The following is a 14,255-nucleotide window of genomic DNA, read 5'->3' as shown; positions in this document are numbered from 1 at the left end:
GAAGGTTGCTAGGGGGATGACCATGCTCAGGTTTGCCGCAGTCGGCGATAACTGCATTGATCGGTTCCGCCCTTCCGGCATGTCGCTGATCGGCGGTAATGCCGTGAATGTCGCCGTTCAGCTTGCGCGTCTCGGACACGAGTCCCACTATTTTGGTGCTGTCGGTGACGACGCTGATGGTCATCGCACGATCAAGGAGCTGGCTGTCCATGGCGTGCAGGTCGCCAACGTGCAGCTTCGACCGGGCCACACGGCCTTCACCCTGATTGACATCCTCCCCTCCGGGGAGCGGGTCTTTACCCACGAGGACTTCGGTGTCTGCGCCGGATACAGGCCCACGCCGGAAGATCTGGAGAAGCTCAAGCAGATGGATCACGTCCATATCGGCTGGATGGACGACCAGGGAGCGCTGCGCCAGGAGCTCTGTCGCTCAGGCGTGAGTGTATCCCAGGACATTTCAGTCAATAGCGACGTTCAGAACCTTGGCGTTTCCGGCCTGGCGATCGCATTTGGCTCGGCGGGCGAGGACGATGCGGCGGCCGATGCGATGCTGCACCGGCTGGTCTCCGATGGTGCCCGACTGGCCGTCGTCACGCGCGGTGCAAAAGGAGCGTCCGTGAGCGATGGCGAGCGATCGGCCACGAGCGGCATCGAGCCGATCGAGGTGATCGACACGACAGGTGCCGGCGACAGCTTCATTGCAGGGTTCCTTTCGGCCAACCTTTCGGGTCGTGACTGGGCGACCTGCCTGGAAAGTGGTCGCAGCTTGGCCGCCAGGACCTGTGGGCATGTCGGCGGCTTTCCTCAGGCCTAGCGGATCTGAGATACGACCAGCACCAGGCGCAGTGCAGAGCGGATATCATTTCCTGATAGGCAGAAAGATCAACAGGCCTTTTTCGGCGCAATCAGATGTCTTTAATAGCGTAGAGAGGCTGGACCTGCGCGCATAGTAAGCGGGAGCCCAGCGTCTCCCGCCCGAGGCGAACCTTCACCTAAGTCAGGTTGCTCATGTGAAGTTGCAGGAGTTCATCGTAGCAAGACGGGTTTGCGGCGAGCACTGGATGGCCATTCAGGAACTCGGCACCACTTCCCGGAAAATGAAGGGTCGTCCCACCAGCTTCGCGGACGAGGCAGAAGCCCGCCATGCAGTCCCACGCGCGCATATGCGGCTCGTAATACCCAACCAAGCGTCCCGCTGCGACATAGGCCAGCATCAGCGCACCCGACCCGTTGCGGATGAAATTGCCGCCTCGAGCCATGAGGCCGGCGATGATCGCACCGACGCGTTCGGGGGTGACGTAGTTATTGCAGCCTATCCCCGTCATTGCATTCTGCAGATTGCGGCTGGGATCAAGGTGCAGGGGCTTGTCGTTCAGGGTCGCACCAAAGCCATGTGCAGAGGCGAATAGCTCATCCGAGCAGGGCACGTGGATGACCCCGACCACCGGCTCCCCACCCCGCACGATCGCGATGGAAACACACCAGGTCGGCATGCCATTGACAAAAGGAGCCGTGCCGTCGATCGGATCTACGACCCAGGTAAACCCTGAGCTACCCTCATCATGGCCGAACTCCTCTCCCAGGAAACCGTCATTGGCGTAGATTTCGGCCACACGTTGCTTGAGGAAGGTCTCGACGTTCCGGTCGGCAATTGAGACCACATCCTGCAAGTCGCGCTTCGTCTCGATCACCAGCGTGTCGCGTCGATTGAAATAGTCGAGCGCCATGGCGCCCGCTTCCGCCGCCAGTGCCTTGGCCAGAGCAAAACGCGCTGCGAGAGCCGTATCATTCACTGTCATTCTCTTCTTCCTTGGTCTTTCTGAGATAGGGATCAGCCGCTTATGACGGCAATGCCACGGTTCTTGAACGCAAGTGTGACGTCACTTGCGGCGGCATGGGCATGGTCGACGTCGTGATCGATAACGAAGAGCGTGCCGACGTCCGTCTCGACTTCATATTCGACATGACCGCCGAGATAGGCCGAGTGGAGCACGCGACCCTTCAATCCTTGTGCGTCAGCAGAACCTATCCGGATGGCACCGGGTCGGACTGCGAGTTTGGCTGGGCCTTGGCCCGCTTTGGACTGCAGGCGATGCTCGATATTGCTGACACGCACGAGCACTTCCCCACCATCAGACCGGACCACCTCGCAGGGCAGCACGTTCGCCTCCCCCATGAAGTCAGCGATGAAGGGGGAGGCCGGGGCTTCATAAAGTTCGCGCGGCGCACCGGACTGGGCGATTTCGCCATCCTTCATCACGATAATCCGGTCGGAGACGGCAAGCGCCTCGTCCTGATCGTGCGTCACATATACGGCGGTGAAACCGAGACGCTGCTGGAGGTCGCGAATTTCCGTGCGGACGCGGCGGCGAAGCCGTGCATCCAGGTTGGAGAGCGGTTCGTCGAGCAACAGCACCTGAGGTTCGAGAACCAAAGCACGAGCCACCGCAACGCGCTGCTGCTGGCCGCCTGAGAGTTCTGAAGGAAGGCGATGCCCCATGCCGGCGAGGCCAACGAGCTTGAGGCCCTCCTCGGCCCTCTCGCGCGTTTCCCTTTTGCCGAGGCCCAAAGACTCCAGTCCGTAGGCGACATTTTCGAGCGAGGTCATGTGCGGAAAGAGCGCATAGGACTGGAAAACCATCGACACGTCACGCGCGTTTGCCGGCAGCATGGTCACATCGTTGCCGCCAATCAGGATCTTGCCGGAGGTCGGATGCTCCAGACCCGCCAGCATGCGCAAAGTCGTCGTCTTGCCGCAGCCGGAGGGACCAAGCAGGGTGACCAGCGTTCCGGGCTCGATGGTGAGTGAAAGATCATGGATGGCGGTGAAGGCGCCGAAGGTCTTGCGGACGTTCTGGAAGGTGACGGATCCGGCTTTGACAGTGATCATGCGGTTTTCTCCTGACCGAGAGGAACGGGACTGTTGTTGCCGAGACCGGCAATACGGTTTTCGCGACGCAGCTTGCGCTCGCCGACGAGGAGCTGGAAACCACCGATGACGGTGATCATCACGACGATCAGCATCGAGGAATAGGCGATCGCCACGCCGTATTCGCCGTTTTCAACGAGGCCCACGATGTAGGAAGTCGCCATGTTGTGTTCGGCGCTGACCAGGAAGATTACAGCGCTGATCGAGGTGATGGCGCGGACGAAGGAGTAGACGAGCGCGGCGGTGATCGCCGGGCGCAAAAGCGGCAGGATGATCTTGCGGACCGTGCGGAAGCTGTCTGCCCGCAGCGTCAGCGAAGCTTCATCCAGGCTCTTGTCGAGCTGGCTCATCGCCGCGATCCCGCCACGCACGCCGACCGGCATGTTGCGGAAGACGAAGCAGGCGATCAAGATCAACGCCGAACCGGTCATTTCCAGCGGCGGCAGGTTGAAGGCCATGATGTAGCTGACGCCGATGACCGTGCCGGGGATGGCGAAGCTCATCATCAGGGCGAACTCGAAGAGGTTCCGGCCAGCGAATTTCTGCCGCACGATGATGTAGGCGGTGAGCAGACCGACAGCGGCCGTCAGAGGCGCGGAGATCAGCGAGATCTCCATGGTCGTCCAGAAGGAATTCCAGGCAACACCCGTCCAGGCGATCAAGCCGTTCTGGATGCTGACAGAAAACGCGCGGGCGTAATGCTCAAGTGTCAGCGTGTTGTCGAGGCCCCAGGTGGTCACAAAGCCGCCGACGAGGATCATCCCGTAGACGACGACGGTGAAGATCATCCACGGGATGACAAGAGCATGCACGCCGATCGAGATGCCACGTGGTAGCGCGATATGGGCGCCGCTGTCGCCCTTGCCGGTGACGGTCGCGAAGTTCTTGCCCGACAGCCAGACCCGCTGGGCCACGAAGGCCGACAGCGTGAAGAAGAGGAGGACGAGCGCCAGGACGGCTGCTCGCGACGGATCATTCTGCGAGCCGACCACAGCGAAGAAGATCTCGGTCGAGAGCACGCCATTGCTGCCGCCGAGCACCAGCGGATTGCCGAAATCTGCCATGCTTTCGATGAAGCCGATCAGGAAGGCGTTGGCGAGGCCCGGCTTCATCAAAGGTAGGGATACCCGCCAGAAGGTGCGCAAACGGTCCGCGCGCAGCGTCTGCGACGCCTCCTCCATCGATGGGCTGACGCCCTCGACGACGCCGATCAGGACGAGGAAGGAAATGGGGGTGAAGGATAGGACCTGGGCAATCCAGATGCCGGTCAGGCCGTAGAGCCAGCGCCCAGGCTCGATCCCAAACAAGCCCGATAGGGTCTCAGTGACCACGCCGGCGCGACCGAAGAGCAGGACGAGCGCAAGGCCAATGACGAAGGGCGGCGTAATGATCGGCAGGACGGTCAGAAGCCGCAGTCCCTTCTTGAATGGGAATCGGGTGCGGGTGGCGACGAGCGCGAAGGCTAGCCCCAGCAGAGTGGAGGCGGACGCCGTCATGATTGCGAGCGTGAAGGTGCGCCAGGCGACGCCGCAGCGTCCTTCACCGATTACACAGCTTAGGCTCCAGATGCCCGGATCCTGAAGATTCTTTATGAACCCATCGGGCTTGAAGGAGCCATCGAAATCCTGAACTGCGGCCACCAGCATGCTGCCAATCGGATAGAAAACGAAGACGAAGACGAGAAAGACAAGCAGAGAGATAGACCCGACCACAAATGCGTCGCCTTTCATCACCCCGCGTTCGACCAAGCCGAAGGCGAACATGAGGACGAAGACGATCGCCATGGTGACGGCACCGGCCCCCATGGAGGGCTGCCCGTCGGAAAGCGGTCCGATAAGGGCTTCGCTGATCCCCCATGTCCAGCCGGAGAAGCCGACCGCCAGCCCCTGCAGGCAGAGATAGACGAGACCCGCCGCACCGGCCGCCGCAAACAACGCCCCACGGCGCATCGGATCGACAGCAAATCGTGCCGCGAGACCGAAACCTAAGAAGAGGGCGACACCGAGAAGCCAAAGACGACCGTGACCCAACAACTGCAGAACGCCTGGCGCAGCGCTCTCCGTGAACGGAAAATCATCGAGCCAACCCAGGCCGAAGAAGCCCGATTCCAGCCTGTACCAGGGGAGCAGAATGAAGGACGCGGCTCCAAAGGCCAGCAACAGGTCCAGTCTGCGGTTACCATGTCTCATGGTCGACCTCATTCAAAATATCGGGAAGAGAGCAGAAGGAGGGTCGGCAGCCTCGCAGCTGCCGACCGTAAGGCGCAAAGATCAGTTTGCGACGGCGCCAATCTCACGATCCCAGCGCTCAAGCAGTGCCTTGCGCTTTTCCGGATCACCATAGGTCTTGAAGTCATAGTCGATCAGCTTGATGTCCTCGAAGCGCGGGGCTTCCTTCGGGATCTCCGCGGTCTTGTTCGAGGGAAGCTGGAAGGATTTGGCATCCTTCATGCGGGACTGAACTTCCGGCTTCAGCGACCAGTCGTACCAGGTCTTGGCATTGTCCATGTTGCGAGCGCCCTTGACGATCGACATGGAGCCGATCTCGTATCCGGTGCCTTCACAAGGAGCGATCGACTTGACGGGGAAACCCTCGGCCGTCTGAGCCACGGCATCATGCATGAAGACGATGCCGAGACCAGTCTCGCCGCGGGCGGCGGCCTTCACCGGTGCGGACCCGGACTTGGTGTATTGCGAGATGTTGGCGTTTAGGGACTTGAGATACTCGAAGGCCTTGTCTTCGCCCATGATCTGCACGAGCGAGGCGAGCGCCGTGTAGGCGGTCCCCGACGAGTTCGGGTTGGCGATCTGGATTTCGCCCTTCAGTTCCGGCGCCAGGAGGTCCGCCCAGCAGGAGGGCTCCTTGTAGCCCTTCTGCTTGAAGATTTCGGTGTTGTAGCCCCAGCCGAGCGCACCGGCATAGACTCCGACGGTCTTGAATCCGGAGCTTTCGGCTTGGTTCTTCGCCCAATCCTGTAGCTGATCGAGCATCGGCGACTTGTATTCCTCTGTCAGTCCCTCGGAGGCGGCCTGCAGGTGGGGGTCGCCGGTACCTGCCCACCACAGGTCCGTCTTCGGGTTGCGTGCTTCAGCGCGGATCTTGGCATAGGCCTCGCCCGAGGACATGCGAACCATGTTGACTTTGATGTCATGAGCTTTTTCGAAATCGCCCTGCATCTGCTCGCAGATAACGACGTCTGCAGCGCAGATGAGGTTGAGCTCACCCGCGGCCAGAGCCGAGCCGGCAGACAAGCTCGTGCCGGCAAAGAGTAGAGTGGACAGTATGGTCAGTCGCATGGGTATCCTCCTGTTGCTTGCGTCTGAAGTCGAAGAAACTGACAAGCCTTCGGCGGCGGTGCCGAAAGGCACCGTTTCCGCGGCGGTCCTGGTATTGAAAAGATCAGTTGATCGGGTTGATCTCGCGATCGAAGCGGCTCAGGAGCCGACTTCGCTGTTCGGGTGATCCGAAAGTGGCAAAATCATAGTCCACCATCTTGATCATCGAGATATCGGGAGCGGCGGGCGGCAGCACGGCCCGGGCATTGGATGGCACCTGGTTCTGGCCCGCGGCAGCGCCGGTCGCCTGCCCTTCGGGGCTAAGCGCAAAATCGACGAAGCGCCGCGCCTCTTCCAGATTGCGGCTGCCCTTGACAATGCTGACCGCACCGATCTCGTAGCCGGTGCCCTCGCAAGGCGCGACGATGACAAGTGGAGCGCCCGCCTCCTTTTGCGTGACGGCATCATGCATGAAGGAGATGCCGATCGTTATCTCTCCCCTGCCCGCCGCCTTGACCGGCTCGGCACCGGCCTTTGTGTATTCGGTGATGTTCTGGCCGAGTTCGCGCATATAGCCAAAAGCCTCGTCTTCGCCGAGCAACTGCACGAGCGTCACTAGCGTTGTGAAGGCGGTGCCTGACGAATGCGGGTTTCCTGACAGGATATGGCCGCGATAGATCGGCTTGGCGAGATCCTTCCAGCAGTTGGGCGCCGGCAATCCTGCAGCCGCCAAAAGCTCGCCGTTGTAGGCAAATCCGAGTGCCCCGGCATAAAGGCCTACGGACGTGCCGCCAGACAAAGAGAAGAAGTTCCGAGCCCAGGGCAGAAGGTCTGCTTCCTGTTGGGGACGATAGGGTTCGAGCAACCCTTCATAGGCGGCCTGCAGATGCGTGACGCCAGTCCCGCCCCACCAGACATCGACCGTCGACGCATCTTTCTCAGCCCGCACACGATCGAGTATTTCGCCAGTGCTCATCCGCGGCATGTTGATGGCACGCCCGGTCCTCGCCTCGTAGGTCTTTTCCATGACGGCGCACCAGACCTCGTCAACACCGCAGAGAATGTTCAGCGTGTCGGCTGCCCGGGAACCCGTGGCCGCAGCGAAGGTCACAAGTACCCCGGCGCCGATGGCGGTCAATAACTTCACCTCGTCCTCCCTTGAAACCTCCCCGTTCCAATGAGTGAAACATGTCCGTATCACTCCGGGCTGGCAACCCGGAGAATGGTTACCGTTCTTTCAGGACGGCATCGTCACGCATTGCAGAGATTTCAAATGTTACAATTGTGTCGTCTGCCGATAACCAGCAAGTCTTTGGCGTTTTCCTATGTGACGGTTATGATGCAGATGGGAGGACTGCAACGTGTTGAACCAGAAGGTGAAAATTCTGATCGTTGAGGACGATCCGGATATGGCGGAGCTTATTTGTGATCTGGTGGAGGCAGAGGGTTGGATACCGATAACGGCACCATCCGCCGAAGCCGCACAAGAGCGATTGCAACACGAGACGGTTCAGCTTGTCCTGGTGGACCACAATCTGCCTGGGCTCTCCGGCCGGGCCTTTGCGCAGCGCTTGAGGGCTCAAACCGATGTCGGCATAGTCATGGTGACTGCAGCGGGCAGTGCGACCGATCGGGTTCTGGGACTGGAGACCGCAGCGGACGACTATGTCGTGAAGCCGTTCGAACCGAACGAACTGACCGCACGGATCAAGGCGGTTCTCCGGCGCACCCATCCTCAACTACGCCAGGACAGGGAAAGTGATCGCGATCAACCGCCAGCCGCCCTCAGGCTTGGTGAATGGGCCTTTGATCTCGGGCAACGCAGAGCAGTCTGCCTCGCCGATCCAACCAGAACGCTGACGGCAGCAGAGTTCGCTTTGCTGGAGATCCTCGCCGAGACACCGAACACGCCCGTGAGCCGCGCCCAGATTCTCGACCGAATGGGTGCCGACTCCGATCGTTTCGTTGATCGCAACGTCGATGTTCTGGTGCTGCGTCTCAGGCGCAAGATCGAGCGGAACCCGGACCTCCCATGCCATATCCAGACGCGGCGCGGCAGGGGGTATGTCTTGCACACTGACGACGCTGGATCCCTGCCTTGATCAACCGCGCCTTCCTCTCCTCCATCGCTTTTAGACTGCCCTTTGCAATTGCCTTCATTTGCGTCTCGGTTCTCCTGCTGTCGACCGTCGCCATCTATGGCCTGCAGAGGGCGCGCAGCGAAATGTCGGCCTACAGCGTGCAGGCCTTCTCGAGCCTTGCCAAGGCATCACTGGTTTCGAGGCAAGTTTCCGACCTTGTTTCGAGCGCACCATTCCTGATGAATGCCACCTCGCCCTATCGTGTTTCGAGCGAAAGCCGTGCGGTGGTCGCGCAGGTAGAGACACTGCTGGACACAATCGCACCGGATCAGCCAAGTGCGCCTGGGCAAGGCGCTGGTGCGCGCCGGATCATCGAACTCCTTGAAGATATCGAAGCGCAGACGCTGGCCCTCGCAGCCAATGCAGATGCCGCCCAGGAGCAGAAGGCCGAAGCAGCCGTGGCGCTTGGGGAAATAGCTACTGCCCGCACAATCCAGGATCAGGATCTTCGGCAGCGTCTGAACGGTATTGCACAATCCGCATCAACATCGGACAGCCTCTTTCAGCTCGGCGAACTCCAACGGCGCTTCGTTGCCGAAACGACCGCCCGGATGTTGGTGCCTGCTCCCAACCTGCGCATCTCCCCCGAACAGCTCGAACCATATCGACGAATCTTCGAGGCACAGACGCTTTACCTGCTTGAGATGTTCACCATCCGCGCGTCCGTCTCACGCCTGCACATCGTCTCGCGTGACCTCTCGCATGCAACCGAAACCCAGAGCGCACTCGTTGCCAGTGCGCTTAACCAGAACCTCGAAGCCACCTCGAGCGCGTTGCGCCAGTTGCTCGTCATGATCGTGCTTGCATCCTTTGCTGTCGTCATCCTGGCCATTCTGTCCATCCGCTCGGTCATGCGCGTTTCTCACGGGATCGGTGACCTATCGCGCGGCATGAATGCGCTGGCGCGCGGAGAGGAAAATGTGGGGCCACCCGTTTATGCAGGGACTGAAACGGAACTGATCCGGTTGCTCGACGCCTTCCGCGCCTTCAAGGAGAGCGTCGACCGCGTGTCGCGCCTCAGACGCACAGCGGAAGCGGCCGCGCGTACGATCCGATCGACCTTCAGGACGATGAACGAAGGCATTGCCCTCTTCGATCCGACAGGCCGACCGATCACCATGAACCGTCGCATCATCGAACTGATGCGACAAACGGGATCGTCGCGAAAAATGTCGCTGCGCCGGTTCGTTGGAACGGTCCCGGAGATTGATCCCCTGCTCATGCCGGCCGAAAACGAGCGTGGCTCGCTTGTTGAGCGTCAGGTACTTCGGCACCGATTTCTCGACGACCAGGTGGTGGAGATCTCTGCATCAAGGCAACCGGACGGCGGCGTGGTCCTCCTCGCCCGTGACGTGACCGCCATGGATCGCCAGGAGATGGAAGCCGCCCGCGCTCAGCGCCTTGATGTGGTAATGCGTATGACGCACCAGGTGAGCCACGAGGTCGGCAATATGATCGGCATCATTACCGGTAGTCTTGGCCTGCTGGAGCGCGAACCTGGCTTCACCGAACGGCAGAAGCGCCACCTCGGGCGCATACGAAAGGCCGCTGAACGAGGGCGCGCACTCGCCTCCAGCATGTTATCCGTCGGTAGCCAGCAGCAGATACGTCCCGCCTCGATAGACATCGCCACGATCCTTCAAGGGATGGCTGATGTTCTCGAAATGGCGATTGGCGCCCGCAATCGTCTGGAGCTGGAGCTCGCAGCCAATCTGCCAACCGTCAGCCTTGATCCTGCGCTGCTGGAGCAATCGATACTCAACCTCTGCCTCAACGCATCTGCGGCCATGCCGGACGGCGGAGTGGTGCGCGTGGAGGCGCGGGGGGAGGCAGACACGGTGACCCTTGCGGTGATCGATCAGGGTGTGGGCATGTCACCTGAAGTCCTCGATCAGGCGATGGAACCCTACTTTACAACACGCTCGAAAACCGGAGGCTCGGGCCTCGGGCTCGCGATGGTCTATGGGTTCGTCCGCCAGTCTGGGGGCGAAATCAGAATCACCTCTCGCTTAGGGGAAGGCACACGCGTGGAGCTTTGTTTCCTTCCATCGAGGCCGAATGCAACGCCGTGGCGGGCTGAACACGAGCGGGTCCGATCTACCCAATGAAGGCCTATAGCCCTGCCCCTTCAGCCGAGCATCAGCGAAACCTAGATAACCAATGGCGGAAATAATTGCCGCTCTCCCGCCACGTTGACGTCGGCCCAAAGCCAGGGCACAAAGATGACATCCACGGTCGCTCGCGACAGAAAAACAAAAGGAAATCAAAGGCTGTTTTGTTAAGCCTTTGAAATCATGTGAGAATCCAGGTTCTCCAGGCGGGCCATTTTAGGCCGGTTTTCCGCGTAAATTCGGCGGCTGTTTCTTACAGAAAAAAGCGACGCCTTCTCAACAGCTTAAGCAATTCCGGCTGCTGTTCTTCTGGCCATCCGTCGTGCTTCAAGCAGGCCTCCTAAAGTTGGCTGGGGACCAGAAGATGTAATGAACTCGTTCGTAGAGCACCGCCTCAGTGTGGCTTATCAAAGACACATCGCATCCTTTCATTGCTTCAGCAATTCCTCTACCTCAACTCCACTGAACATGCTCGTACGTCACTTTCCCGCAGCCGCATTTCTAGTTCACGACATAATCAACCCGCCGTCCACGTTGATTGTCTGTCCCGTGATGTATGCTGCATCGGACGATGCAAGAAACGCCACGAGCGCGCCGACTTCGGCGGGTGTTCCAGCGCGGCCCATCGGGATGCCTTCGACCCATTCAGCCATCAGTTCGCCGGGGCCGTAGTCGCCCAGCATCTTGCCCCAGACCCGATCATTATAATCCCACATCTCGGTGTGGATAATGCCAGGACAAATGGCATTCACAGTGATGCCTTCTCTGGCCAGTTCCTTAGCAAGGCTCTGGGTCAGACCGACCACGCCGAACTTCGAGGCGGCATAGTGGGGGGTGTAGATGAAGCCCTGACGTGCCTGACCGGATGCCGTGTTGATCAAGCGTCCTTTCGTGCCACTGGCGCGGAAGCGGGCCACCGCCTCCTGGCAACAGAGGAAAACGCCCTTGGTGTTGACGTCGAGATTAAGGTCCCACTCGCGCTCGCTCAGATCCTCGACCTTGGCGATAGTGATTACACCGGCATTCTGGACCGAGATGCTCATAGGTCCGAGGCGCCCTTCCACTTCGGCATAGGCCGCGCGCACGGCGTAGGCGTCGGTGACGTCGAGTTGCAGGCCGAGTGTTCCGGCGCCGGTCTCTTCGGCAAGCCGTCGGGCGGCGTCAACCGTTTCAGGCTCGATCGCTGCAATGGCGATCTTTGCGCCTTCTTCGGCAAAGCGGCGAGCAATACCGAGCCCAATACCCTTGTTGCCACCGGTCACGAAGACGGTTTGGCCGGAAAAACGCTGCATAGTCCTACTCCTCCTTGATGCAGCCGATCCGACAATCCGCCAGAAACGGGTCAGGCCGTCAAACGGGCCGCTGTGAATTTGTCCGTAACGAGGACGTCGATGATGCCCATCCTAAGGGCACCAGCGATTGCCTCAGTCTTCGATTCTCCCCCGGCAAGCGCCATCACTCTGTCGGCCTTACGCAGGTCCTCAAGCGAAATGCCTATGACCCGCTCGTTGAGCGGGGTCTCGACCGGCTTGCCGTCTCGGTCGTAAAAGCGGAACGAGATTTCACCGACCGCTCCCGCGTCGTGCAGCATCGCCATCTCCTGGCGGGAGAAGACGTTGCCGGAGCGGGCCAGCAGCTCGGACGGCTCGACGGCGCCGATACCGATGATGGCGAGCGTCAGACGGCCGAACAGGTCCATCGTGCCACGCACGACCGGGTCAGCCAGCATCACCAGCTTTGCCTCCCGGGACGAGGTGATGCCCTGGACAAGCAGCAGGCGCGGCTCACCGCCGGTGAGCTTTGCAAGCCTTGCAGTAAGCTGGGTGGCATGCGTCTGAACCGAGGCCTCGCCCATGCCGCCCAAGATCTGAACGATGTATTTCGCGCGCCCCGTCTTCAGCGGATGAATGTTGTCAACCATGCGAAGTATGGTCTGGCTCCAACTGGACACGCCAATGATTTCATCCTGCTGCAGGGTCACTTCGACGAAGTGCGCAGCCGCCTCGCCTATGCGGGCCATAATCGCACCATCACGGTCTTCCGAGCAGTCGATGACGATCGCTTCTGTCAGGCCGTAACGATCACGCAGCGCCATTTCCAGCTCGGCAAAGGTCCCGGGCGGGGGAATGATCGTCGTTCTGACGATCCCTTCCATCTCCGCGCGCTTCAACATGCGGGAAACGGTCGCCTGAGACATATGCATGATCTCGGCAATCTCGGCCTGCCGCTTGCCTTCGGCGTGATACATCTGTGCGACTCGGGCAATAAGTCGAAGCTCGTTGAGACGTCCCATGAACCCCTCCGATGGGTGAATTTTTATTCACCCATAGATGAAGTCGGTGTAACGGTCGAGCGGAAGATTGCATCTTCCCAGACCAGCAGGCGCCTGCTGAAGTCGCTATTTCTTGCGTCGAGTGTCATTGTCTTGCGCGGCAAGGCCTTGATTGCCTCGAGATTGTCCCAAAGACCCAGGCTCAGGCCGGCAAGATAGGCGGCACCAAGCGCGGAGGCTTCAGCGGCATCGCATTGGATGACCGGATGGACAAGCGTATCGGCCACGCATTGCATCAGGAAGGTATTTTTGCTGGGCCCACCATCCACGAACAGCCGGCCCAGCGGTGCCGGAGACTGCGCCACCATAGCCTTGAAGACGTCGTGGACCTGAAAACTGATGGAGTCGGTGACGGCACGCGCCATCTGCGCACGGGTCGTGTTGAACGTGATCCCGGAAAACAAGGCACGTGCATCGGCTTGCCAATGGGGCGCGCCGAGACCAACAAAGGCCGGCACGAAGCCCGGTCCCTCCGGCTCAGCGGTTTTCGCAAGATCGACCAGCGCCTGGACATCGGGGAGACCGAGGATTTCCACCATCCACGGTAGCGAGGCGGCCGAAACCAGAATATTGCCCTCGAAGGCATAGGTGGGCGTTCCGCCGAGTGACCAGGCAATGGTCGTGGTGATGCCGTTCTGCGGCGCGATGAAATGCGGCAAGGTCGTCATGATCGAGGAGCCAGTGCCGAAAGTGACCTTTCCGTCACCAGGTTCGAAGGCTCCATGTCCGAAGAGGGCGGCATGGCTGTCACCAATAGCGGCCGCCACCGGAATGCCATTCGGCAGACCCGAGACGCCAAGGGTCTCGCCGAAGTGCGAGGCGCTATCGCGAACTTGCGGCAGATAGGCTTTGGGCACGCCGAACAGGGTGCAAAGCTCATCGCTCCAGTCCATTTCCTTCAGGTCAAGAAGCTGGCTGCGCGCGGCGTTGGAGGCGTCACAGGCATGCACTTTTCCGCCAGTGAAGCGGTGGATAAGCCAGGAGTCGATCGTGCCGAGGCAGAGCTTCCTGCCTTCAGGTGCGCGATCAAGGAGCCATTTCATCTTTGGTCCGGGAAACATCGGATCGATGGGCAGACCGGTAAGTGACTCGACCCGGGCGGAATGACCGGCGGCGTTGAGCTCGGCACAGACCGGTGCACTGCGGCGGCACTGCCAGCTAACGACCGGCCCGAGCGGTTCACCGGTCTCACCGTCCCAGATGGTCACGGACTCGCGCTGGTTGGAGATGGCAATCCCGGCGATGGACACCGGAGGCGCATCGATGAGGCAGACCGCAATCGCTTCCAGCACCGAAGTCCACACACGGTTGGCGTCCTGCTCCACCCAGCCGGGCTGCGGATGCGAAATGCCGACCGGCGAGGACCCGCGCGCCAAGATGACGCCATCGCTCGAGACGAGTACGGCCTTGGAGTTGGTGGTCCCTTGGTCGATAGCGAGAATGGCGGTGATCATGTCGAGCTCCGGA

11 protein-coding genes are annotated in these 14,255 nt (G+C 60.4%); 3 read left to right on the top strand and 8 right to left on the bottom strand.

Going from position 1 to position 14,255, the window contains the following annotated elements:
- Positions 1 to 16 precede the first annotated feature (16 nt).
- Entirely contained in the window at positions 17 to 814 is a 798-nt protein-coding gene (locus tag M1E12_RS01280) for a PfkB family carbohydrate kinase (RefSeq protein WP_479563456.1), read from the top strand.
- 178 nt (positions 815 to 992) lie between these two features.
- Here M1E12_RS01280 and M1E12_RS01275 read toward each other — a convergent pair whose 3' ends face one another.
- From M1E12_RS01275 to M1E12_RS01255, 5 genes are all read right to left on the bottom strand, one after another.
- Complete coding sequence (locus tag M1E12_RS01275) at positions 993 to 1,799, bottom strand: inositol monophosphatase family protein (RefSeq protein ID WP_479563455.1); 807 nt, start codon at positions 1,797 to 1,799, stop codon at positions 993 to 995.
- A gap of 32 nt (positions 1,800 to 1,831) precedes the next feature.
- A complete protein-coding gene (locus tag M1E12_RS01270) occupies positions 1,832 to 2,890 on the bottom strand; it encodes an ABC transporter ATP-binding protein (protein WP_479563454.1) in 1,059 nt (352 codons plus the stop codon).
- Positions 2,887 to 5,118, bottom strand: a complete 2,232-nt coding sequence (locus M1E12_RS01265; protein WP_479563453.1) for an ABC transporter permease — start codon at positions 5,116 to 5,118, stop codon at positions 2,887 to 2,889. Before M1E12_RS01265 ends, M1E12_RS01270 begins: the two co-directional genes overlap by 4 nt.
- A gap of 81 nt (positions 5,119 to 5,199) precedes the next feature.
- Positions 5,200 to 6,225, bottom strand: a complete 1,026-nt coding sequence (locus M1E12_RS01260; RefSeq protein WP_479563452.1) for an ABC transporter substrate-binding protein — start codon at positions 6,223 to 6,225, stop codon at positions 5,200 to 5,202.
- A 103-nt stretch (positions 6,226 to 6,328) separates the two neighbouring features.
- Positions 6,329 to 7,351 (bottom strand): ABC transporter substrate-binding protein, encoded by a 1,023-nt coding sequence (locus M1E12_RS01255; RefSeq protein WP_479563451.1) that lies wholly within the window; start codon positions 7,349 to 7,351, stop codon positions 6,329 to 6,331.
- A 214-nt stretch (positions 7,352 to 7,565) separates the two neighbouring features.
- On the opposite strand from M1E12_RS01255, the gene M1E12_RS01250 reads away from it, so the two are divergent.
- Both M1E12_RS01250 and M1E12_RS01245 read left to right on the top strand, forming a co-directional pair.
- On the top strand, positions 7,566 to 8,306 hold the full coding sequence (locus M1E12_RS01250) for a response regulator transcription factor (protein WP_479563450.1): 741 nt from the start codon (positions 7,566 to 7,568) through the stop codon (positions 8,304 to 8,306).
- Positions 8,303 to 10,453 carry a sensor histidine kinase gene (locus M1E12_RS01245; RefSeq protein ID WP_479563449.1) on the top strand — a complete coding sequence of 717 codons (2,151 nt, stop codon included), beginning with the start codon at positions 8,303 to 8,305 and terminating at the stop codon, positions 10,451 to 10,453. The genes M1E12_RS01250 and M1E12_RS01245 overlap by 4 nt, the downstream gene beginning before the upstream one ends.
- A gap of 509 nt (positions 10,454 to 10,962) precedes the next feature.
- On the opposite strand, the gene M1E12_RS01240 is transcribed toward M1E12_RS01245, so the two are convergent.
- Genes M1E12_RS01240 through M1E12_RS01230 form a run of 3 tightly spaced genes read right to left on the bottom strand, consistent with a single transcriptional unit; the run spans position 10,963 to position 14,239 of the window.
- The gene (locus M1E12_RS01240; RefSeq protein WP_479563448.1) at positions 10,963 to 11,748 is read right to left on the bottom strand and encodes an SDR family NAD(P)-dependent oxidoreductase; all 786 of its coding nucleotides are present in this window, start codon (positions 11,746 to 11,748) and stop codon (positions 10,963 to 10,965) included.
- Positions 11,749 to 11,798: 50 nt separating this feature from the next.
- Positions 11,799 to 12,749, bottom strand: a complete 951-nt coding sequence (locus tag M1E12_RS01235) for a sugar-binding transcriptional regulator (protein WP_479563447.1) — start codon at positions 12,747 to 12,749, stop codon at positions 11,799 to 11,801.
- Between the two features lie 23 nt (positions 12,750 to 12,772).
- Positions 12,773 to 14,239: an FGGY family carbohydrate kinase gene (locus M1E12_RS01230; RefSeq protein ID WP_479564793.1), complete on the bottom strand. Its 1,467-nt coding sequence runs from the start codon at positions 14,237 to 14,239 to the stop codon at positions 12,773 to 12,775.
- Positions 14,240 to 14,255: the final 16 nt, after the last annotated feature.

The organism is Rhizobium sp. K33, assembly GCF_056501445.1.
The sequence above is the reverse complement of the archived record's forward strand: the minus strand, read 5'-3'. Positions and strand labels throughout refer to the sequence as shown.

Excerpts from the sequence above, each read along its gene's own strand:
- M1E12_RS01280 (WP_479563456.1), top strand. The coding sequence starts at position 17 with ATGACCATGCTCAGGTTTGCCGCAGTCGGCGATAACTGCATTGATCGG.
- M1E12_RS01275 (WP_479563455.1), bottom strand. The coding sequence starts at position 1,799 with ATGACAGTGAATGATACGGCTCTCGCAGCGCGTTTTGCTCTGGCCAAG.
- M1E12_RS01270 (WP_479563454.1), bottom strand. The coding sequence starts at position 2,890 with ATGATCACTGTCAAAGCCGGATCCGTCACCTTCCAGAACGTCCGCAAG.
- M1E12_RS01265 (WP_479563453.1), bottom strand. The coding sequence starts at position 5,118 with ATGAGACATGGTAACCGCAGACTGGACCTGTTGCTGGCCTTTGGAGCC.
- M1E12_RS01260 (WP_479563452.1), bottom strand. The coding sequence starts at position 6,225 with ATGCGACTGACCATACTGTCCACTCTACTCTTTGCCGGCACGAGCTTG.
- M1E12_RS01240 (WP_479563448.1), bottom strand. The coding sequence starts at position 11,748 with ATGCAGCGTTTTTCCGGCCAAACCGTCTTCGTGACCGGTGGCAACAAG.
- M1E12_RS01235 (WP_479563447.1), bottom strand. The coding sequence starts at position 12,749 with ATGGGACGTCTCAACGAGCTTCGACTTATTGCCCGAGTCGCACAGATG.